Source organism: Rathayibacter sp. AY1B5, from assembly GCF_002932795.1.
In the GTDB taxonomy this organism is placed as follows: Bacteria; Actinomycetota; Actinomycetes; order Actinomycetales; family Microbacteriaceae; genus Rathayibacter.
Genome location: NZ_PSWM01000002.1, coordinates 132,652 through 153,285, shown reverse-complemented (window position 1 = coordinate 153,285; position 20,634 = coordinate 132,652). Strand labels below are relative to the sequence as shown.

The following is a 20,634-nucleotide window of genomic DNA, read 5'->3' as shown; positions in this document are numbered from 1 at the left end:
GCCCCTCCCCGGAGAAGAGCCTCATGCAGCGCGACGTCTCGGCCCACCTGACCCTCGACGTCGCGGCTCCGGCCGCCCTCGTCCTCTCGATCGCCGTGGCCGACGCGTACGGGGCGGAGGAGTCGCTGACCCTCAGCGTGGACGGCCGCCCGCTCGCCGCTCGCGAGGTGGTCGACCAGCACGGCACCCGGCTGCACGTGCTCGACGCGCCGATCGGGCACCTGGTGATCGACTACTCCGCGCGCGTCCTCGGCCGTCTCGCTCCGCTCGAGGGCGACGAGGTGGACCGGCTGCGGTACCTGAGGCCGAGTCGCTACGCCGAGTCGGACGTGCTGTGGGCGACGGCCCGGGCCGAGTTCGCCGGCCTCGCCGGGGCGGACCTCCTGCACGCGGTGAGCTCCTGGGTCGGCACGCGGCTGGCGTACGTGCCCGGCTCCAGTCTTCCGACGGACGGAGCCGAGCGGACGCTGCTCGCCCGCCGCGGAGTCTGCCGGGACTTCGCGCACCTCGTCGTCGCCCTCCTCCGGGCGCTGGACGTGCCCGCCCGGCTGGCGGCCGTGTACGCACCGGGGCTGCAGCCGATGGACTTCCACGCGGTCGCGGAGGCCTGGATCGAGGGGGAGTGGCGGGCGGTCGACGCGACGACGCTCGCGCCGCGGTCGAGCCTCGTGCGGATCGCCACGGGACGCGACGCGGCCGACACCGCGTTCCTCGGCGTCTACGGCGGTATCGCGACGCTGCGGGAGCTGACCGTCGGCGCCGTGGCCGATGTGCTGCCGGGGGACGACCTCGACCGGCCCGTCTCGATCGGCTGAGCGGGCCGCCGAGCCCGGCTACTGAGCGGGCCGCCGAGCCCGGCTACTCCGACTCGACGAAGCGCCGCCAGGCCCAGATCGACGTGCACACCGCGCTGAAGGCGACGACGGCGAAGAGCACCGGGCCCGCTCCGCCGTCGGTCGACCAGGACGCGATGGTCGGGGTGAGCAGCACGAACAGCACGGTCGTCGCGAGGAGCGTGAGCCCGAGCCAGAGCAGCGGGGACCACTGCAGGATGCTGCGGCCGGCGGGGCGCCCGACCGGGAACAGCAGCACCACGCTCGAGCCGACCGAGATCAGCGTGGTCGCGCTCAGCACCTCGGCGAGGAGCACGGAGCCGAACGAGCCGTCGGGCGGGACCACGGCGGAGGCGCCCCACGCGAGTCCGGCGAGCCCCAGCAGCGAGACGACGCGGACGGTCGAGAGCTTCGCCCGGTCGACGGCCGACGCGCCCTCGGGGAGGACGAGGCCGATCACCACGCCGAAGAGGAGCGCCGGGTCCAGCCCTGCGAAGCGCGAGACGAGAGCAGCCGCCGCGACCAGGAGCAGCGCGCGGGGAGCGGCGACGACGCCGATCCCGCTGAGGCCGATCCGCCGCCCGACCACCGCGGGGACGGCGGCGGCGACCGCGTTGACCACGGCGACGGCCACGATGACGGCGATCAGCAGGCGCAGGTAGGCCGGCTGGCCGTCGACGCGCCCCGAGAGCAGGACGAGGCCGGCTGCGCAGCCGATCATCCCGACGACCATCAGGCGCGGCGAGGCGGGACCGGCGTCCGGCTTGTCGTCGTACTCGACGGCGGCGCGGTTGCGGCCCGTGAGGTGCCAGCTGCGCCCCGCGCGGGGCGCGCGCCCGGCCGCGGCGAGGCGGGCCGGCACGACGACCAGGGCGAGCGAGAGCAGTGCGAGGGCGAGGGAGCGCATCCAGTCGGCCATCGAGACGACGGGCGATCCGGCCGACAGTGCGGTGGTCATGCCGGTCGCCGAGTTCCAGCCGCCCGGCTCCGAGTCGGCGCCGGGGGCGGGCTGCGGCGGCACGTCCCCGGCGCCCTGGTCGGGAGCGGGGACCGGCGCTGCGGTGGGCTCGGCGGTCGGCTCGTCGTCGGGAGCGGGCGCGGCCTCTCCGGGGCGGACGGGCGACGGGGACGCGGTCGGCGCCGCGCTGCTCGGAGCGGGAGACGCGGTGGCCCCGGGAGCGGTGGGAACTGCTCCGGGAGCGGCCGGGGTCGTCGCACTGGGCGTACCGGTGGGGGCGGTCGTCGCCGCCGCGAAGGTCACGTCGATCCAGGGGCTCGGCGGGCTGTAGTTGCCGGCGCTGTCGCCGGCGATGGCGGAGACCCGGTGCGCACCTGCCGTGATGGTGCCGCCGGTGCAGCTCCAGGCGCCTCCGCTGACCGCCGCGTCGCAGGTGTTGACCCGGTCGACGTACACGTACGCGCGAGTGCCGTCCACGCCGGTCCCGGAGTAGGACGCGCCGCTGAGCGGCAGGGCGGCGCCGTCCGACGGCGAGGCGAGGGCAGGGGCGGCAGGAGCGGCGGTGTCGACCACGAGGGTCACCGGTGCGCTGGCCGGCGAGGCGGCGCTGCCGGCGAAGGAGGCGGTCTGCGTCGCAGTGACGCGGTAGCTGCCCGGCGCCGGAGTGGGGGCGAGCTGGCAGAACCATGCGCCGCCGGAGTCGGCGGTGGCCAGGCACGCGGCGCCGCCGTTCGAGACCGCGGCGACGCTCGCGCCGGGGTAGGCCGTGCCGCGGACCGAGCCCGCCGAGGTCGCCGAGCCGTCGACCGACTCGATGACGGGGGCGCTGAGGACGGCGATCGGGACGGCGGCCGAGGTCGTTCCGCCGCCGGCGAGGAGCTCCACCGCGACCAGGGTCGCCGGCCCGTCGTCGAGGGAGACGGCGCAGCTCCAGCCGCCGTCGGGGCCCGCGGTGGTGATGCAGAGGGGGTCGCCGCCGCCGCGGAGCCCGATCTGCACCTGGTCCCCGGCGGTCGCCGTACCGGTGACCGTCGTCGCTCCCGTCCCGAGGACCGCGCCGGAGGCGGGAGCGGTGATCGCGAGAGCGGCGGCCTGCGCGGCCGGCGCGGCCAGCCCGGAGACGGAGGCGACGGCCGCGAGCAGAATCAGCAGCAGGGCGGCGGTGCGCCGCGGGGATCGGCGGAGTCGGGGCACCGGCACGGCCGGTGAACCCCCCGGTACTGCCACGTCGACGCCCGATTTCACGATGCGTCCATTGCACGGGGGCAGGGGGGAGCTGTCAAGCGCGCCGCACCACTGTTCCCGGATGTACACCATCCGGAGGAGGCGTCTCAGCCGGTCGGGGGAGTCGGGAGGATCCGGGAGAGCGCTTCCGCGAGAATATACCCGTCGATCAGATCCGGAGGACAGTGGAATGAGCGAAGACGAGGCCCGCGGGCGCGATCGGCGGGAGGTGCGCGTCGAGGCCGCGCGCTTCGACGATCCGCGCGAGCTCGGCGGGCTCCTGCCGCCGGGCCTGCGCATCGGATTGGCGCAGAGCGCCTTCCAGACGGAGGGCTCCCTCGAGACGGGCGGCCGGGGCCGGTCGGTGTGGGACGACTTCGCACTGCGACGGGGGACGATCGCCGAGGAGGCCACTCCCGAGATCGCGACGGACTTCCTCCTGCGCTGGCGCGAGGACCTCGCGCTGCTGGTCGATCTCGGCGTCGACGAGCTCCGGCTCTCGGTCTCGTGGCCCCGGCTGCAGCCCGACGGCCGCGGACCGATCGACCGCGGAGGGCTCGGCTTCTACGACCGCCTGCTCGACGGGCTCGCCGAGACGGGGATCCGGGTCGCGCTGACCCTGCACCACCGCGACACCCCGTCGGCGCTCAGCGGCGGCTGGATGAACCGCGACACCGCGTTCCGCTTCGGCGATCTCGCGTTCGAGCTGGGCGGGCGGTTCGGCGATCGGGTCGCCGACTGGATCACCCTCGACCAGCCGTCGACAGTGATGCTCGAGGGCTACGCGCTCGCGCGGCAGGCGCCGGGCGCCGGGCGGCTGTTCAGCGCCCTGCCGGCGCTGCACCACCAGCTGCTCGGGCACGGCGTGGCGCTGGAGGCGCTGCGAGCGGCGGAGGTGACGGGGAGGATCGGCCTGGTCGACGCGCTCGCGCCGGTCGAGCCCGCCTCCGACGACGACCGGGACCGCGCCTTCGCCTCCCTGGCGGACGTTCTCCGGAACCGCCTGGTCGCCGACGCGGTGCTGACCGGGTCCTACCCGGTCGGACCGGAGGAGCTGCCGCCCTTCCTCGGCGCCCTCGCGCAGGCGGATCCGGTCGACCTCGCGCGCATCTCGGCTCCAATGGACTTCTACGCGGTCGCGCCGCTGCCTCCGCTGCGGATCGCGGCGGGCCGCGACCCGGCGCTGCCGACCGGGGCGGGCGCTCCTCCCGCGCTCCCCTTCCACACGGCGCCCTGGCCGGAGCTGGACCGCACGGGCGACGGCTCGCCGGTCGCGCCCTGGGCGGTGGTCTCGGTGCTGCGCTCCCTCGTGGAGCGCTACGGCGACACCCTCCCTCCGCTGGTCGTCACCGCGCTCGGCGCGAGCTACCCGGACGAGCCCGACCGCGAGGGAGCGATCGTCGACACCGAGCGGATCCGCTGGCTGGGGGCGCATCTCGCCGCCCTGGCCGAGGCCGTCCACGACGGACTGCCGGTCGAGGCCGTGCAGCTCTGGACCCTGGTCGACGCGTTCGAGTGGCAGCACGGCTACAGCCGCCCGCACGGGCTCGTGGCGGTCGACACGCGCAGCCGCGACCGCGTGCCCAAGGCGTCGTTCGACTGGCTCCGGCGCGTCCTCGACGCCCGCTCCTGACGCGGGGGCGTGGGAGACTGCCGCCGTGCGCAGCCTCCTCGCCCTCGCCTCCGTCCTCCACGCCGACGCCGCCCCCGTGCTCGCCGCCCTCGCGGACGTCCTCGCCGCTGACGGCGCCTACGAGCGTCGGGGGAGCGGGCTCGAGCGCCGGCTCCCCGTGCTCGGCGTCGAGCAGTGGCGGGTCCTGGCGGACGAGGAGGGGGCCCGGGTCGAGTGCGAGCTGGTCGCGGCGCCCGCTTCGTCAGCCCTCGCCGGGGTCCTCCTGCGGCGGCGGATCCGCGAGGCGCCGGAGCGGTTCCGCGCCGTCGTGACCGCGGTCGCCGACGCGGTGGAGTGACGCTCCGCGCAGGTCCGGGCGGGTCCGCTCCGCCGCCCGCTCTCCGCTCCGCCTCCACCCCGCGCCAGCGCCCCCCCGAACGGGGAATGCGCGGGCGCTCCCCGCTGTTGTCTACCGATGACGGGACGGGGCTCGGCGCCCCGCCCACCGGACAGCTCGGAGGAGCCAGAGGCAGATGGCAGGAACAGGGATGAACAAGGGTCGAGGGGCGCGCGGCAGTGACGACGAGATCGTCTACCGCCGCCACGCGAACGGACGCGGCATGGTCGCTCCCGGATCGCGCGTCTCGGCGACCGCGTACGTGGAGACCGGCGCCTACGTGGAGCCCGGCGCCACCGTGGGCGAGCGCGCCTGGATCGGCGCGGGCAGCTGGGTCGACCGCGACGCCATGATCGGGCACAGCGCCTTCATCGGCGCGAACGTGCACGTCGGGCCCGAGGCGATCATCGGGCCGGGGGCGCGGATCGGGAGCTACTCCCGCATCGGACGCTCGGCCGTGATCGCGACCGGCGCCCGCATCGACCGCGACACCGTGGTGCCCGACGGCGCCCGGAAGGGCCTCGACGAGGCGAGCGAGAGCGGCCGGCGCGCGGCCTGACCCCACGACCCTGTTCCGTCGGCTCCCGGAGCGGCGGAATAGGGTCGTTCCATGTTCGAACTCCACCACCTCAGCGCGCAGGAGCAGTGGGACTGGCTGCAGCGCGGAGAGGTCACGCCTCTCGAGCTCGCCGACCACTACCTCGCCCGGATCGAGCGCTGGAACGGGGACCTGGGCGCCTTCGCCACGGTGACCGCCGATCAGGCGCGGGAGCGGGCCGCAGCGCTCGGCACCGAGCCCGGCACCGCTCCGCTCTGGGGCCTGCCGAGCGGCGACAAGGACCTCTGGCGGCGCGCGGGCGTGCGGACCGCGTCCGGAGCCCGGCTCCGCGAGCACCACGTGCCCACCGCCTCCGACGAGATCGTCGAGGTGCTCGACGCGGCGGGAGCGGTCAGCCTCGGCAAGACCGCGGCGCCCGAGTTCGGGATGCCCTCCTACACCGAGACGCGGATCGGCCCGCCCGCCGTCACGCCCTGGGACACCCGCCTGGGGGCCGGCGGATCCAGCGGAGGAGCAGCGGTCGCCGTCGCCGCGGGACTGCTGCCGTTCGCCCCCGCGTCGGACGGCGGCGGGTCCATCCGCATCCCCGCCGCGGCCTGCGGACTGGTGGGGCTGAAGCCCTCCCGCGGACGCGTCGCCGCGCTCTCCGGCATCGGCGGGGTCGGCGGCCTGACGGTCGCCGGGCCGATCACCCGCTCGGTCGCCGACGCGGGCCTCCTGCTCGAGGGCATGCTGGAGCGGACGAACGGCCGCCTCCCGCAGCGCTGGTCGCTCGGCGCGCCCGGTGACGGCGACGGCTCGTTCCTCGGCGCCGCGGTCCGGGGAGAGGGGCGCTTCCAGATCGGCGTGCTGACGGACTCGCCCTGGGACGAGGAGTACGAGATCGCTCTCGCTCCGGAGGCGCGCGCCGCCCTGGACGAGGGGATCGCCGCGCTGGCCGACCTCGGCCACGGGCTCGAGGAGGCGTCGCTGCCCCCGAGCGCCGCGTACCCCGCCGCGTTCCGGACGCTGTGGCAGAGCGGCGCGGCGACCCTGCCCGTCGAGGGCGCGGACCTCGATCTGCTGGAGCCGCTGACCCGCTGGCTGGTGGAGGAGGGGCGTCGGCGATCCGCCCGCGAGATCGTCGAGGCGGCGTCCTGGCTCTCGGGCTACGAGCGCGCGGTGATCGCGGCGTTCTCCGGCGTCGACGCGGTCCTGACGCCGTCGCTGGCGATGACGCCGCGCCCTGTCGGCTGGTACGACCTCGAGGATCCCGAGCGCAATTTCGAGCAGCAGTGCCTCTACACGCCGTACACGTCCTTCGTGAACGTGAGCGGCCTCCCCGCGATCACCCTTCCGCTGAGCACCACGGAGGAGGGCCTGCCGATGGGAGTCCAGCTGATCGGGCGGCCCGGCGGCGAGGCGACGCTGCTGGCGATCGGCGCGCAGCTCGAGCGGCGGGCGCGCTGGCAGAGGCGGCACCCGCCGCAGTGGTGACGGAGGAGGCCGCCGTGGTGACGGATCCGTTCGCCGAGGTGGCGGGTCCGGACGCGGCCGCACGGCGGATGGTCAGGATCCGACTCTGGCCACTGAGGTAAGCCTTGCCTATACTCGAACGCGATGTGCATGTTCGAGGACCTCGACGGCTCCGCGCCGGTCGACGTGAAGCAGTTCCTGATCGCGGGCGACGAGACCGTCGTGCCGTGGATCCAGAGCATCCTCGACACCCTCCCCGCGAACGCCCGCGGCCAGGTCTTCGTCGAGGTCGACGACGCGCGCGGACTCCCGCCGCTCGCCGCCCCCGGCCGGGTCTGCGTCACCTGGCTCGGCCGCTCGGAGCGCACGGGCGCCCCCGGCACCGGGGAGCGCTGCTCCCGCGGAGTCGCGCTCGACCGCGCGGTCCGGGCGTGGGTCGGCGAGATGTCGGTCGTCGACGGCGACTACCCGTGGGCCGACGACCGCCACGACTTCTGCGCCTGGATCGGCGGGGCGGGCCCCGTCGTCGCCGAGCTCGCCGCCGACGTCGAGGCGCGCCTGCGCACCTCCGCCGAGCACCCCGCGCGCTGACCGTCCGCCGGGCGTCCCGGCTCAGTGTTAGGCAAGGCTTACCTTCTGTGCGAGACTGAGGCGATGCCTCCGACGACCGCCGCCCCCGCCCGACCGGCCTACCGGCCGTACCTCGCGACCGTCGCCGCAGCGACCCGGATCGCCCCGCACTTCATCCGCGTGACCCTCACCGGCACAGGCCTCGACCACGTCGGCTGCACCGGCCCCGACCAGCGCATCAAGCTCGTCGTCCCCACCGCCGCCTCCGACGCCCCCGCCTTCCTCGCCTCCGTCTCGGACCCCGACGGACCCGACGGACTCGACCCCGACTGGTACGGCCGCTGGCGACAGCTCCCCGACGAGCTCCGGAACCCCCTCCGCACCTACACGATTCGCGCCGTCCGCCCCGAGGACGCCGAGGTCGACATCGACTTCGCCGCCCACGGCGACACCGGACCGGCCTCCGCCTGGGTCGAGACCGCCCGCCCCGGCGACCAGATCGTCATCATCGCGCCCGACACGCGCTCCGACCTCCCCGGCGGCGGAGTCGAATTCCACCCCGGCGCCGCCACCTCCCTCCTCCTCGCCGGCGACGAGACGGCCGTCCCCGCCATCGCCGCGATCCTCGAGAGCCTCGACGCCGACGCCACCGGCGCCGCGTTCCTCGAAGTCCCCACCGCCCTCGACCGCCTCCCGCTCCGCCACCCCGCCGGCGTCCACGTCACCTGGATCGTCCGCACCGACGCGGCAGCCCCCGGAGCAGCCCTCGGCGACGCCGTCCGCGCCTGGGCCGGCCGCTTCCTCACCGCCCACCACCGCGGCGTCGACGTCAGCGACATCGACGTCGACCACGAGATCCTCTGGGAAGTCCCCGAGGAGAGCCGCGACCCCGGCCTCTACGCCTGGATCGCCGGCGAAGCGGGCGCCGTGAAGCTGATCCGCCGCTGCCTGGTCACCGAACTCGGACTCGACCGGAAGCGGGTGGCGTTCATGGGGTACTGGCGCCTCAACCGCCCAGAGTCCAACTGACCCGGAGCGCCGCAGGGCGACGTTCTGCGGCGTTGTCGTCGGGCGCGATACCGCCGGTATCGCTTCCTCCTCCGCCTTGCAGAACGACGCCCTGCGACGCTCCGGGCGCTGCTCGTCGGGGGGCGGCGCGCCAGGGGCGCGGCCGCGGGGGACGGCGCGGCAGGGGCGCGGCCGCGGGGGACGGCGTGCCAGGGGTGCGGCCGCGGGGGACGGCGCGCCAGAGGCGCGGCCGCGGGGGCGCTGCTGATCGCGCAGCACTCGGGGAGGGCGGATCGAGAGCCGCCGGGAGAGCGCCTGGGCGCTCCGCGCCGCACCCGCGCCGAGCCGGCGGCAGCGGGGAGCGGCAGCGGGCTACAGGGTGGGGGAGACGCCGACGAGACGGCTGGAGAGGGTCCAGAGGTCGTGAGCGAGAGCGCGGTCGCGGGCCTGGGGGTTCAGGGAGCCGTGCGGCGTCAGCTGGTCGAAGTAGGTGCCGCTGGCGGCGCCGACGTCGGGCTCGGAGGCGAGCGTGATCAGCGGCACCGCACCCGCCTCGGCGGAGATGCCGAAGGAGCCGACCGAGAGGCTCGTCATCAGCTTCATCATCGTGCTGTCGGCGCCGAAGCTCGTCGAGACGACGCCCGGATGGAACGAGTAGGCGTCGACGGACGTCGTCAGCAGGCGCTCCGCCAGCTCGCGGATGAAGAGGATCGTCACCAGCTTCGACGTGCCGTACGCCCGCCAGCCGCCGAGCCACGGGCCGCGGCGGTTGTCGAGGTCGTCGAGCTTCAGACGTCCGAAGCGGTTCGCGAGGCTCGCAGTGGAGACGACGCGCACACCGGCCCGCTCCCGCGAGGTCTCGATCATCCGCGGGAGCAGGAGACGGGTGAGCAGGAACGGCGCGAGATGGTTGCTCTGGATCGTCCGCTCGTGGCCGTCGACCGTCTCGGCGCGATGCGAGACGAGCCCGCCCGCGTTGTTCGCGAGGACGTCGATCCGCTCGTAGCGCTCGAGGAGGCCGTCGGCCAGGGCGCGGACGTCGTCGAGCCGGTCGAAGTCGGCCAGGAAGGCGTCGCCGCCCACGTCGGCGGCGACGGCGCGGGTGCGCTCGGGGTTCCGCCCGACCACGGCCACGCGGGCCCCGGCGGACGCCAGCGCTCCCGCCGCGACCCGGCCGATGCCGGAGCTCGCTCCGGTGAGGACGACGACGCGCCCCGTCATGTCAGTGACCACGGAGATATCCGCCCTTCTCGAGACCGGCTTCGATCTCGAATCGATTGCGCAGCGGATCGCGACCCGCCACCGTGTACGCGAACGGGAACCACATCCCGTAGAGCCGCCACTGCTCCTTGTGCACGGCCTCGTGCTCGAGGACGCTGTCGGAGACGTTGGTGCCCGTGAGGTAGCTCGTGCCGACGCAGGACCCTCCGCGGCCGAACGCCCAGGAGGGCAGACCGGTGAAGACGACGAGACCGTGGCTGCGCCGGATCGGGCCCGTGCTCCACAGCGCGCCCCACGCGAGTCCGACTGCGCACGCGAAGAGGTAGCCCGGCCGGGTGATCGCCGGATCCAGGGCCACCGTCGCGACGGCTCGGCGGAGCGCGCTCACGCGCTGTCGCGCCCGTAGGTCTCGAGCAGCCGCAGCCAGACCTCGCTGATCGTCGGGTAGGAGGGGACCGCGTGCCAGAGGCGCGAGAGCGGCACCTCGCCGACGACGGCGATCGTCGCGGAGTGGATCAGCTCGCCGACCTCCTTGCCGACGAACGTGACCCCGAGGACGACCTGGCGATCCTCGTCCACGACCATCCGCGCGGTGCCCGTGTAGCCGTCGGCGGCGAGCGCGGCGCCGGCGACCGAGCCGATCTCGTAGTCGACCACGCGGGTGCGGTAGCCGGCCTTCTCGGCGGCCGCGGCGGTGAGGCCGACGGACGCGACCTCGGGGTCGGTGAAGACGACCTGCGGCACGGCCTCGTGGTCCGCGGTCGCGACGTGGGCGCCCCAGGGGGCGTCGTGCACCTCGGCGCCGGTGGCGCGCGCGACGATCACGTCGCCGGCCGCACGGGCCTGGTACTTGCCCTGGTGCGTGAGCAGTGCGCGGTGGTTCACGTCGCCGACGCCGTAGAGCCACGGACGCTCGCCGCCGAGGGGAGCTCCGTCGTCGCCGAGGACGAGCATCGTGTCGTCGACGGTCAGCGAGGAGCCGGGCTCGAGGCCCACCGTCTCGAGACCGACATCGCGGGTGTGCGGGGCCCGGCCGGTCGCGGCGAGCATCTGGTCGGCCTCGATGACGTCGCCGCCCTCGAGCGTCACCGTCACGGTGCCGTCGGACCGGCGCTCGACCGAGACGGGCGAGTCGCCGAGGCGCAGGTCGACGCCGAGCTCCTGGAGCGCTGAGCCGACGAGCTCGCCGGCGAAGGGCTCGAACGGGGCGAGGAGTCCGCTGCGGGCGACGAGCGTGACGGAGGAGCCCATGCCGGCGTAGGCGGTCGCCATCTCGGTCGCGACGACTCCGCCGCCGATGACGACGAGGCGCGGCGGCACCTCCTCGGCCGAGGTGGCCTCGCGGCTCGTCCAGGGTGACGCGGCGCGCAGGCCCGGGATGTCGGGGACGACGGCGGTGGTGCCGGTCGCGACGGCGACGGCGGAGCGGGCGCGGAGCACGCGCACCTCGCCGTCGGGTCCGGTCACGGTCACCTCGCGCTCGCCGCTCAGGCGGCCGTGCCCGCGGACGAGCTCGATGCCGGCCCCCTCGAGCCACTGCACCTGGCCGTGGTCGTCGAAGTGGCTGGTGAAGGAGTCGCGGCGGGCCAGGAGCGCGGGCACGTCGACTCCTCCGCTCACCGCCTGCGCCGCGCCGGGGAGATCACGGGCGGCGCGGAGCGCCATCGGCGGCCGCAGCAGCGCCTTCGAGGGCATGCACGCCCAGTAGGAGCACTCGCCACCGACGAGCTCGCTCTCGACGACGGCCGCGGTGAGGCCGCCCTGGACCGCGCGGTCGGCGAGGTTCTCGCCCACCGGCCCGGCTCCGATGACGATGACGTCGAACTCGTCGGTCGTGCTGCTCATGCTGTCTCCCTGGGGTTCTCGGAGGCGTCGAGCCCCGTCGTCGGTGGGTGCGCGGCGGTCAATGCGCCGGCACGATCTCGGCCCGCCAGCCGTCGTAGCGGCCGCCGTGGCTCTCGACCGCGTCGATGACCTGGCGGAGGAACGCGGTGGTCGACTGCTCGTCGACCGCGGCGTGGTGGCTCGCGACCAGGACCTGCCTCAGCCGGAGCCGCGAGATCGCGATCTGGAAGCCGGAGGCGACGAGGACGCGTCCGGCGCGCCGTGCGGTGCTGCGGCGGGAGAACACGGCGAAGTGGTCGACCTCGCGCAGCTCCCACACCTGGTCGCCGTAGCGGAGCCGGATCTCGAGCTGCTGCGCGGCCCGCTCCTGCTGCGCCTCGAGGGAGGAGCTGCCGGGCGCCGTGACGGTGGTGCTCTCGTCGCTCATCGGCCGGTGAACTCCGCCGTGGTCCGCTGGAGGAAGGCCTCGGTGCCGATGCGCGCGTCCTCGGACGCCGCGAGACGCGCGAGCGCCCCGGGGAGCGCGGCCGCGGCCTCGGCGTCGGACGCGGCGACGGCGAGCCGGGCACTGGCCAGGGCGGCCTGCACGGCGAGCGGCGCCTGCGCGGCGATCCGAGCGGCCAGCGCCCAGGCCGCCTCGGCGACCGACCCGTCGGGGACGACCTGCTGCACGAGGCCGATGCGGTGGGCCTCCTCGGCGTCGAAGAGGTCGCCGGTGAGGATCCAGCGCATCGCGTCGCCCCAGCCGACGGCGCGGGGGAACCGCAGCGTCGCTCCGCCGAAGGGCAGGATGCCGCGGGCGACCTCGATCTGGCCGAAGCGGGTGGACCGCTCGGCGAGCACGACGTCGCTCGCGAGCGCGAGCTCGATGCCGAGCGTGAGGCAGGTGCCCTGGAGGCCGATGACGACCGGCTTGCTCACGGGCCGGGTGCGCAGGCCCCAGGGGTCGAGGCCGCCCTCGGGCACGAAGTCGAGGCCGTCGGAGCCCAGGCGGGGCCCGATGTCGGCGAGGTCGAGCCCGGCCGTGAAGTGCTCGCCCTCGGCGAGGACGACGCCGGCGCGCAGCTCCGGGTCCCGGTCGAGCTCGCCGTACGCGGAGGCCAGCTCGGAGAGGAGCCGCAGATCGGCGGCGTTGCGCTTCTCGGGCCGGTCCAGCACGATCGCGAGCACGGGCCCGCGCCGCTCGGTGCGCACGCGCGGTCTCTCGTCGCTCATCGTTCCTCCGCTCGGTCGCGTCCGACCATCTTGCCGGGTGCCGCCGACACGCGCTCGGGCTTGCGCGCCGATGGCAGGGCTCTCTCAGGCCCCGCGGGACAGAGCACCGAGGAGGCGGAGGATCGTGGGCAGGTCGTCCTCGGCCGCGGTCGGCGACGACGGGGCGAACGAGGTGACGCCGGCGCCCGCGAGCGGGAAACGGGACCGGAGGGCGTCGAGGCTCGCGACGAGGCGGGAGGCGGGCACGCCGAAGGGCACCGGGTCGAACAGCCCGGCGAGATCGGCGGGGTCGAGCACGTCCAGATCGAGGTGCACGTAGACGGAGGCGGCACCGGTCGCCTCGACCGCCGCGACGAGCGAGTCCGGGTCGAGGGCGTCCGCGGTCAGCACCGCGGCTCCCCGCTCGACCAGCGGCTCGAGCTCGCCGTCGTCGGCGGAGCGGACGCCGGCGAGGACGACGCGCTCGTCGGCCACGCGCTCCTCGGCGCCCGCGCTCAGGAGGCCGACGCCGCGGCCCAGCGCGGCCGAGAGGACCATGCCGCAGAAGGCGCCGCTGGGGGAGGACTCGGGAGTGTGCGCGTCCGGGTGGGCGTCGAGCCAGACCAGCGCGACCGGGCCCGGCGCCGAGCGCACCGCGTGCCCGATCGCCGCGAACTCGACGCCGCAGTCGCCGCCGATCGTGATCACGGGGTCGGTGCGGCCCGAGAGGGCCTCGCGCACCCGCTCGGCGACGGTGGCGACCGAGGCGTAGCGGCGGATGCCGGTGTCCTGGGCGTCACCCGCCTCGGCGGGGATGTCGAGGGTCGTGGTGGCGGAGGAGGGCAGATCGCCCCGGATCGCCTCGGCTCCGTCGACGAGGCGCATCGCGCGCGTCGACGCCGAGCCCTGCCACTGGGGGACGACGAGGAAGGAGGCCATGACCCTCACTATGGCACGCGCGCCGGTGCCGGGTGCCTGCGCGCTCAGGCCGCGGGCAGGCCTCCGGGGACGGCCGCGGGGCGGAGCGACGGGGGTGCGCCGTCGAGGTCGACCAGCGCCTCGTCGAGCGCGGAGCGGGCGCGGTCGGCGGCGGCGCGGGCCTCGTCCAGAGCGCCGGCCGGATCGGCTGCCGCGCGGCGCACCGCGGTGTCCAGCTGCCCGAGGGTCTCCTCCGCGAGGATCCGGGGTGCAGCGGTGATGCGCTCGCCGTGCACGGCGGCCAGGAGCAGCACCGACTCGGCGCCGAGCCGGGCCGCGGTGCGCGCCGCCTCGAACAGGAGGAGCTGGCGCTCGGCCTGGGCGCGCGGCTCGCGGTACCCGGACACGACGGCGTCCAGCGCGGAGTCGGCGTCGAGCAGCAGGACCAGGAGCGCGGCCGGATCGTGGCGGGCGCCGGCCGACCGGGCGTCGTCGGCGTCCAGGAGGAGCGACCGTGCCGCGGCGCACGCGACGGCCACGTCGGCGGCGGAGGCGAGCTGAGCCGAGGTGCGCAGGTCGGAGAGGGTGGCGGCCCGCTCCAGGTCGTCCCGCACGGAGCGCTCGACGCGGCTCAGCTGCACCTCGGCGCGGGTCAGGAGCCCGACCAGCGAGTCGACCGCGTCGAGGAGGGCGCCGGGATCGGGGGAGCCGCCGGCGGCGACGTGCTCGACGGCCTCGCGCAGCGGTCGGACCCGGCGCTCGGGAGTGGTCCCGGCGAGGACGGAGACCTCGGAGCGCGCCTGCTGCACGCGCTCCGGGACGGACGGGCTCGGCGAGGTCACTCCGTGATCGTACGGCCGGAGTGTGACACCGCGTGACACGGCGGTTCGACCGGCGGCGGCGGCGTCCCCAGGATGGAGTCATGACCCGCTCGCTCGCCATCGTCGAGGTCGCCCGCGTGCGACCGGGCCGCGAGGAGTACCACGCCTACGTGCAGATCCTGAACGGCCGCATCCTCGCCCTCGCCCACGAGCGCGGCTGGCGGGCGGAGCGCTTCGCCGCCGAGGAGCTGGGCACGGAGGAGCTGCTCGCTCGGACGGCGGGGGCGGACGCCCTGGTCCTCGCGGGCGGCGAGGACATCGCTCCCGAGCAGTACGGAGCCGACCGCGGCTATCCGGCCGAGGGCCCCCACGCGGAGCGCGCCGACGCGGCCCAGATCGCGCTGGTGCACCGGGCGCTGGCCCGTCGGACCCCGCTGCTGGGCATCTGCCGCGGCCTGCAGATCGTCAACGTCGCGCTGGGCGGCACGCTGGTGCAGGACCTGGGTCCGGAGGCGGAGCACGTCAACGCGTCGGCCCCCGCTCACCAGCGCATGCACCGGCACGAGGTCGGGCTCGCGGCGGGCTCCGTGCTCGGCGGGCTCTTCGGGTCCGAGGCGCTCGCGGTGCAGAGTGCGCACCACCAGGCGGTCGACCTGCTCGCCCCCGGGCTGCGGGTCGTCGCGCGGGCCGAGGACGGCGTGATCGAGGCCGTCGAGCACGTCGCGGCCCCCCTCGTGGGCGTGCAGTGGCACCCCGAGGACCCGGACGCTCCCGCCGGTCAGCTGGCGACGCTGCTCGACGGGCTGGCGCTGGCCGCCGCCCGCGGGGAGTTCGCGCTGCCCCTCGCCGCCTGAGCGGCCGGGGCTCCCCGCGGGCGACCGGGCTCAGCGGGCCAGTCGGGCCATCCACGCCTCGATGTCGTCGGCCGAGCGCGGGATGCCGGCCGAGAGGTTCTCGGCGCCGTCTGCGGTGACGAGCACGTCGTCCTCGATCCGGACGCCGATGCCGCGCAGCTCCTCCGGGACCGTCAGGTCGTCGGGCTGGAAGTAGAGGCCGGGTTCGATCGTGAAGACCATGCCCTCCTCGACCAGTCCGTCGAGGTACATCTCGCGCCGCGCCCGGGCGCAGTCGTGCACGTCGAGCCCGAGGTGGTGGCTGGTGCCGTGGACCATGTAGCGGCGGTGCTGCTGGTTGTCGGCCTCGAGCGCCTCCTCGGCGCTGACCGGCAGCAGGCCCCACTCGGCGGTGCGGCGCGCGATGACGGCCATCGCCGCGGCGTGCACCTCGCGGAAGCGGATGCCGGGTCGGACGATCGCGAACGCGGCGTCGGCCGCCTCCCGCACCGTCTCGTGCACCCGGCGCTGGGCGTCCGTGTACCGGCCGTCGACCGGGAAGGTGCGCGTGATGTCGGCGGTGTAGTAGCTGTCCTGCTCGACGCCGGCGTCCAGCAGCACCAGCTGGCCGGGGCGCACCGGCCCGTCGTTGCGCGTCCAGTGCAGGATGCAGGCGTGGGGGCCCGCCGCGGCGATGGTGTCGTAGCCGACCGCGTTGCCGTCGGCGCGCGCGCGTCCGTTGAAGACGCCCTCGATCAGGCGCTCGCCCTTCTCGTGGGCGACGATGCGCGGCAGGTCGGAGAGGACGTCCTCGAAGCCGCGGCCCGTCGCGTCGACGGCGGCGCGCAGCTCGGCGATCTCGTAGGCGTCCTTGACCAGGCGGAGCTCGGCGATGTCGCGCTCGAGCGCCGCGTCGCGGTCCGCCCGCTCGTCGGCCTCGACCGCGTCGAGACGGCCGGTCACCGCCGGGTCGGCCTCGCGCAGCACGGCGACGGGGACGCCGTCGTGCGCGTCGAGGACCGCGTCGAGCTCGGCGATCCCGCGGGTGGCGAGGCCGAGATCGCTCGCGACCTGCGCGAGCGACGGACGCGGCCCGATCCAGAACTCGCCGATCTCGGGGTTGGCGTAGAACTCGTCGGAGTCGCGGCCCGCGCGCTCGCGGAAGTAGAGCGTCGCGCTGTGGCCGGACTCGGCGGGCTCGAGGACGAGGACCGCGCCGGGCTCGGAGTCGGAGCCCCAGCCGGTGAGCCAGGTGAAGGCCGAATGCGCACGGAAGGGGTAGTCGGTGTCGTTCGCGCGCTGCTTGAGGCGGCCCGCCGGGACGATGATGCGGACGCCGGTGTGCAGCGCGGAGAGGCGCTCGCGGCGGGAGGCGGCGAAGGACGCCTGCTCACGCGGAGCGGGCAGCGGCTCCTCCCTCTCGGCCCAGCCGGACGCGATGAAATCGCGGAAGCGGTCGGAGGCGGGGGTCGTGGAGCGGTTCGCGGTGGCGCGGGGGCGCGGGGCGGCGGCGGGGTCGGGCGTCTGAGCGGCGGTCCGCTCCTCCGTGTTCGTCATGGCTCCCATTGTCCTCCTCCGCACGGCCACGGGGGCCGCCGCAGGCCGGGCGGGGGAGGAGCACGGGGAGTCGGCGTCCGGGGAGGAGCGTCAGGACGCGTCCTTCACCATCCCGCGGACCGAGAGCTGGACGACCAGCGGCCGGTGGTCGCTTCCGGCGTCGTCGCGGTCGTCGACGACCTGGTAGCCCGAGACCTCCCAGCGTCCCGAGAAGAGGACGTGGTCGATCGGGGCGCCGAGCGCGGGCGGGACCGAGGACGGCCAGGTGCCCAGGGCGCCGCCGCCCGCGACGGTCCCCGCGTCGCGGCAGCCGCCCAGCGCGGCCGAGCCCGGCAGCCCGGTCCAGTGGTCGACGGTGGAGTTGAGGTCGCCGAGGACCACGACGTCCTCCTCCGCGGAGCAGAGCGCGGAGACCGAGAGCAGATCGCTCCGCCACTCCGCGAGGCGCGACGGGATCGGAGCCATGGTGTGCACCGCGGCGAGGACGGGGCGCTCGGGAGTGTCGGGGCGCGCGACGAGGGACGGCGTCGATCCGGTGACGACCGCGGCCGTGTCGACGGTGTACCCGCCGAGCGAGGGGGAGAGCAGCAGGGCCGCCCCGTCGTCGGCACCCGATCCGGCGTAGTGGAGGGTCATCGACATCCCCTGAGCGCTGAGCGCGTTCACGACGTCCTGCGCGTGCGTCTGCGAGACCTCGAGGAGGGCGATGCCGTCGACCGCGCTCTCCCGGGCGAGCGAGGCGATCGTGTCGACGGGCACGCCGTCGTGCAGCACGTTCCAGGCAGCGAGGCGCACGTCGGCGAGGCGGTGGGCGCGCGGAGCGGCGGAATCGTAGCCCCGCGCTCCCTGCACTCCCGCGAGCACGAGCGCGAAGACGACGCCGAGCGCCGCGAGAGCCAGCGCGAGGCGCCTGACCGGAGCGACGAGGACCGCGATCACGGTCAGGACCGCGGCGAGCCCGACGGCCGCCGCGCCCGTCGCGAGCCGGAACGGCACCAGCTGGGCGAAGGGGGCGTCTCGGGCGATCCCGAAGAAGCCGGGCGCCGCGACCACCAGCAGAGCGATCGCCACGATCACCGCCACCGCGGTCTTCACCAGTCTCGTCCCCATCGCGGCCCAGGCTACTAGGGCATCGGAGGGCTCGCAGGCGGCGCGTCTACGATGAGCCCATGCATGTCGACGGGGGCCGTTACGACCTTCACACCCACTCCGTCGTCTCCGACGGCACCGAGGCTCCGGCCGTCCTGGTGCGGGCCGCGGCCGCGGCCGGGCTCACCGGAGTGGCCCTCACCGACCACGACACGACCGGCGGCTGGGCCGAGGCGCTCGCCGCGGCCGAGGAGGCGGGGATCGACCTGCTGCCCGGGATGGAGCTCTCCTCCCGCGTCGGCTGGGCCAGCGTCCACGTCCTCGCGTACCTCGTCGATCCGGCGGATCCGGGGCTCCTGGCCGAGACCGCGCGCATCCGCTCGGCCCGCACGCACCGCGCGGAGGCGATCGTCACCGCGATCGCGGCCGACTACGACCTCACCTGGGACGACGTCCTCGCCCAGACCAGCCCGGGCACGACCATCGGGCGTCCGCACATCGCCGACGCTCTCGTCGCCCGCGGCCTGGCCACCGACCGCTCCGCGGCCTTCGCGGGGATCCTCGACTGGCGCGGCGGCTACTACCGCCCGCACTACGCGCCCGATCCGGTCGACGCCGTGCGCCTGGTCCGCGCGGCGGGCGGGGTCCCGGTCATCGCGCACCCGGCCGCGAGCGCCCGCGGGATCGCGGTCGAGTCGATCCTCCCGCAGCTCGTCGACGCCGGCCTCTTCGGCCTCGAGGTCGAGCATCGCGAGAACACGGCCGACGGCAAGCGCCGGCTGCGAGAGCTCGCCGAGCAGTACTCGCTCGTCACCACGGGCTCGAGCGACTACCACGGCACGGGCAAGCCGAACCGCCTGGGCGAGAACACGACCGCGCGCGCGACCGTCGACGCGATCCGCTCCTCCGCCCTCTGAGCCGCGGCGACCGCTGAGTCGCGGACGCCGTCGAGGCGCGGACGCCGTCGAGTCGCGGACAGCCGCTGAGACGCCGAGAGCCCGCCCTCCGCGACGGATCGCGAGGGACGGGCTCGGTGGCGCGGTGGCTCAGGCCTGGGCGTCGGGGCGCGGGGAGCGGCGGCGCGACCGGGTGCGGCGGCGCGGCTCGCTGTTGCCGTCGTGGTGCTCCTTGCTCTCGCTCGAGGGAGCGGGGCCGGTCTGCTGCGGAGCGGTCGAGTCGGCGGCATCGGAGCGGGTGCGGCGGCGCGGCGGCCGGTCGCCCCGCTCGGAGCGCTCGCCCCGGTCGGAGCGCTCGCCCCGGTCCGGTCGGGCGTCGGCCTTCGCCTCGGCGGGGATCGGGGTCGGCTTCAGCCGTCCCTTGGTTCCCGCGGGGATGTCGAGGTCGGTGTAGAGGTGCGGCGAGGACGAGTAGGTCTCGACCGGGTCGGGCTGGCCGAACTCCAGCGCCCGGTTGATGAGGGCCCACTTGTGCAGGTCCTCCCAGTCGACGAAGGTCACCGCGATGCCGGTCTTGCCCGCGCGCCCGGTGCGGCCCACGCGGTGCAGGTAGGTCTGGTCGTCGTCCGGGATCGTGTGGTTGATCACGTGGGTGACGTCGTTCACGTCGATGCCGCGCGCGGCGACGTCGGTGGCGATCAGGATGTCCTTCTTGCCGGCCTTGAACGCCGCCATCGCGCGCTCGCGCTGCTCCTGGTTGAGGTCGCCGTGCACGGCGGCCGCGTTGAAGCCGCGGTCGTTGAGCTCCTCGACGATGCGGGCGGCGGCGCGCTTCGTGCGGGTGAAGATGACGGTCTTGCCGCGGCCCTCGGACTGCAGGATGCGCGCGATGACCTCGTCCTTGTCGAGCGAGTGCGCCCGGTAGACGATGTGCTTGATGTTCGCCTGCGTGATGCCCTCGTCGGGGTCGGTCGCGCGGATGTGGATGGGCTTGTTCATGAAGCGGCGCGCGAGCGCGACGATCGCGCCCGGCATCGTCGCCGAGAAGAGCATGGTGTGGCGGGTGGGCGGCGTCTGCGCGAACAGCTTCTCGATGTCCGAGAGGAAGCCCAGGTCGAGCATCTTGTCGGCCTCGTCGAGGACCATCACCTGCACGTTGGCGAGCGAGAGCAGGCGCTGCCCGGCGAGGTCGAGGAGGCGTCCGGGCGTGCCGACGACGATCTGGGCGCCGGCCTTCAGCTGCTCGATCTGGCCCTCGTAGGCCTTGCCGCCGTAGATGGAGACGATCTTGGTCGGCCGGTTGGAGGCGGCCAGCTCGATGTCCTCGGTGACCTGCACGGCGAGCTCGCGGGTCGGGACGACGATGAGCGCCTTGACGCCCGGCTCCGGGTCGGCGCCGAGGGCCTGGATGAGGGGGAGGCCGAAGCCGAAGGTCTTGCCGGTGCCGGTCTTGGCCTGGCCGATGATGTCCTGCTTCTGCAGGGCCAGGGGGATCGTCTGCTCCTGGATGGGGAACGGCTCGAGGATGCCCTTGGCGGCGAGTGCGGCGACGATGTCGTCGTCGATGGTGAGGTCGGAGAAAGTCACGGAGTGAAGCGCCTGTCGTGTCGAACGGTCCACGCCCCTGTACGACTCCGGGCGCAG

The 20,634-nt window shown here is 75.2% G+C and carries 20 protein-coding genes; 9 read left to right on the top strand and 11 right to left on the bottom strand.

Going from position 1 to position 20,634, the window contains the following annotated elements:
* Window positions 1-23 precede the first annotated feature (23 nt).
* A complete protein-coding gene (locus C5D44_RS02805) occupies window positions 24-815 on the top strand; it encodes a transglutaminase family protein (protein WP_104277866.1) in 792 nt (263 codons plus the stop codon).
* Window positions 816-858: 43 nt separating this feature from the next.
* On the opposite strand, the gene C5D44_RS17570 is transcribed toward C5D44_RS02805, so the two are convergent.
* Complete coding sequence (locus tag C5D44_RS17570; RefSeq protein WP_181118431.1) at window positions 859-2,985, bottom strand: hypothetical protein; 2,127 nt, start codon at window positions 2,983-2,985, stop codon at window positions 859-861.
* 220 nt (window positions 2,986-3,205) lie between these two features.
* Here C5D44_RS17570 and C5D44_RS02800 point away from each other — a divergent pair, with 220 nt between their 5' ends.
* From C5D44_RS02800 to C5D44_RS02775, 6 genes are all read left to right on the top strand, one after another.
* Window positions 3,206-4,648 carry a glycoside hydrolase family 1 protein gene (locus C5D44_RS02800; RefSeq protein WP_181110331.1) on the top strand — a complete coding sequence of 481 codons (1,443 nt, stop codon included), beginning with the start codon at window positions 3,206-3,208 and terminating at the stop codon, window positions 4,646-4,648.
* 25 nt (window positions 4,649-4,673) lie between these two features.
* Entirely contained in the window at window positions 4,674-4,985 is a 312-nt protein-coding gene (locus C5D44_RS02795; RefSeq protein ID WP_104277869.1) for a hypothetical protein, read from the top strand.
* 190 nt (window positions 4,986-5,175) lie between these two features.
* Window positions 5,176-5,583 (top strand): transferase, encoded by a 408-nt coding sequence (locus C5D44_RS02790; RefSeq protein ID WP_181110330.1) that lies wholly within the window; start codon window positions 5,176-5,178, stop codon window positions 5,581-5,583.
* Between the two features lie 51 nt (window positions 5,584-5,634).
* Window positions 5,635-7,059, top strand: a complete 1,425-nt coding sequence (locus C5D44_RS02785) for an amidase (RefSeq protein ID WP_104280766.1) — start codon at window positions 5,635-5,637, stop codon at window positions 7,057-7,059.
* Between the two features lie 123 nt (window positions 7,060-7,182).
* Window positions 7,183-7,629, top strand: a complete 447-nt coding sequence (locus tag C5D44_RS02780; protein WP_104280765.1) for an SIP domain-containing protein — start codon at window positions 7,183-7,185, stop codon at window positions 7,627-7,629.
* A gap of 63 nt (window positions 7,630-7,692) precedes the next feature.
* A complete protein-coding gene (locus C5D44_RS02775; RefSeq protein WP_104280764.1) occupies window positions 7,693-8,637 on the top strand; it encodes a siderophore-interacting protein in 945 nt (314 codons plus the stop codon).
* 351 nt (window positions 8,638-8,988) lie between these two features.
* On the opposite strand, the gene C5D44_RS02770 is transcribed toward C5D44_RS02775, so the two are convergent.
* From C5D44_RS02770 to C5D44_RS02740, 7 genes are all read right to left on the bottom strand, one after another.
* Window positions 8,989-9,849, bottom strand: a complete 861-nt coding sequence (locus C5D44_RS02770; RefSeq protein WP_258067857.1) for an SDR family NAD(P)-dependent oxidoreductase — start codon at window positions 9,847-9,849, stop codon at window positions 8,989-8,991.
* Window positions 9,839-10,225 carry a Fe-S oxidoreductase gene (locus C5D44_RS02765; RefSeq protein ID WP_104227423.1) on the bottom strand — a complete coding sequence of 129 codons (387 nt, stop codon included), beginning with the start codon at window positions 10,223-10,225 and terminating at the stop codon, window positions 9,839-9,841. Before C5D44_RS02765 ends, C5D44_RS02770 begins: the two co-directional genes overlap by 11 nt.
* On the bottom strand, window positions 10,222-11,682 hold the full coding sequence (locus C5D44_RS02760) for an NAD(P)/FAD-dependent oxidoreductase (protein ID WP_104280762.1): 1,461 nt from the start codon (window positions 11,680-11,682) through the stop codon (window positions 10,222-10,224). Before C5D44_RS02760 ends, C5D44_RS02765 begins: the two co-directional genes overlap by 4 nt.
* 58 nt (window positions 11,683-11,740) lie before the next feature.
* Window positions 11,741-12,109, bottom strand: a complete 369-nt coding sequence (locus C5D44_RS02755; RefSeq protein WP_104277876.1) for a ribonuclease E inhibitor RraB — start codon at window positions 12,107-12,109, stop codon at window positions 11,741-11,743.
* Entirely contained in the window at window positions 12,106-12,897 is a 792-nt protein-coding gene (locus C5D44_RS02750; RefSeq protein ID WP_104280761.1) for a crotonase/enoyl-CoA hydratase family protein, read from the bottom strand. Before C5D44_RS02750 ends, C5D44_RS02755 begins: the two co-directional genes overlap by 4 nt.
* An 84-nt stretch (window positions 12,898-12,981) precedes the next feature.
* Window positions 12,982-13,815, bottom strand: a complete 834-nt coding sequence (locus C5D44_RS02745; RefSeq protein WP_104280760.1) for an arginase family protein — start codon at window positions 13,813-13,815, stop codon at window positions 12,982-12,984.
* Window positions 13,816-13,859: 44 nt separating this feature from the next.
* The gene (locus tag C5D44_RS02740) at window positions 13,860-14,636 is read right to left on the bottom strand and encodes a hypothetical protein (protein WP_104280759.1); all 777 of its coding nucleotides are present in this window, start codon (window positions 14,634-14,636) and stop codon (window positions 13,860-13,862) included.
* A gap of 80 nt (window positions 14,637-14,716) precedes the next feature.
* On the opposite strand from C5D44_RS02740, the gene C5D44_RS02735 reads away from it, so the two are divergent.
* On the top strand, window positions 14,717-15,469 hold the full coding sequence (locus C5D44_RS02735) for a gamma-glutamyl-gamma-aminobutyrate hydrolase family protein (RefSeq protein WP_104280758.1): 753 nt from the start codon (window positions 14,717-14,719) through the stop codon (window positions 15,467-15,469).
* A 30-nt stretch (window positions 15,470-15,499) separates the two neighbouring features.
* On the opposite strand, the gene C5D44_RS02730 is transcribed toward C5D44_RS02735, so the two are convergent.
* A complete protein-coding gene (locus tag C5D44_RS02730; RefSeq protein WP_258067856.1) occupies window positions 15,500-17,005 on the bottom strand; it encodes an aminopeptidase P family protein in 1,506 nt (501 codons plus the stop codon).
* A 90-nt stretch (window positions 17,006-17,095) separates the two neighbouring features.
* A complete protein-coding gene (locus C5D44_RS02725; protein WP_146087960.1) occupies window positions 17,096-18,115 on the bottom strand; it encodes an endonuclease/exonuclease/phosphatase family protein in 1,020 nt (339 codons plus the stop codon).
* 59 nt (window positions 18,116-18,174) lie between these two features.
* Here C5D44_RS02725 and C5D44_RS02720 point away from each other — a divergent pair, with 59 nt between their 5' ends.
* Entirely contained in the window at window positions 18,175-19,011 is an 837-nt protein-coding gene (locus C5D44_RS02720; RefSeq protein WP_104280755.1) for a PHP domain-containing protein, read from the top strand.
* Window positions 19,012-19,140: 129 nt separating this feature from the next.
* Here C5D44_RS02720 and C5D44_RS02715 read toward each other — a convergent pair whose 3' ends face one another.
* Window positions 19,141-20,577, bottom strand: a complete 1,437-nt coding sequence (locus C5D44_RS02715) for a DEAD/DEAH box helicase (protein ID WP_104277654.1) — start codon at window positions 20,575-20,577, stop codon at window positions 19,141-19,143.
* Window positions 20,578-20,634: the final 57 nt, after the last annotated feature.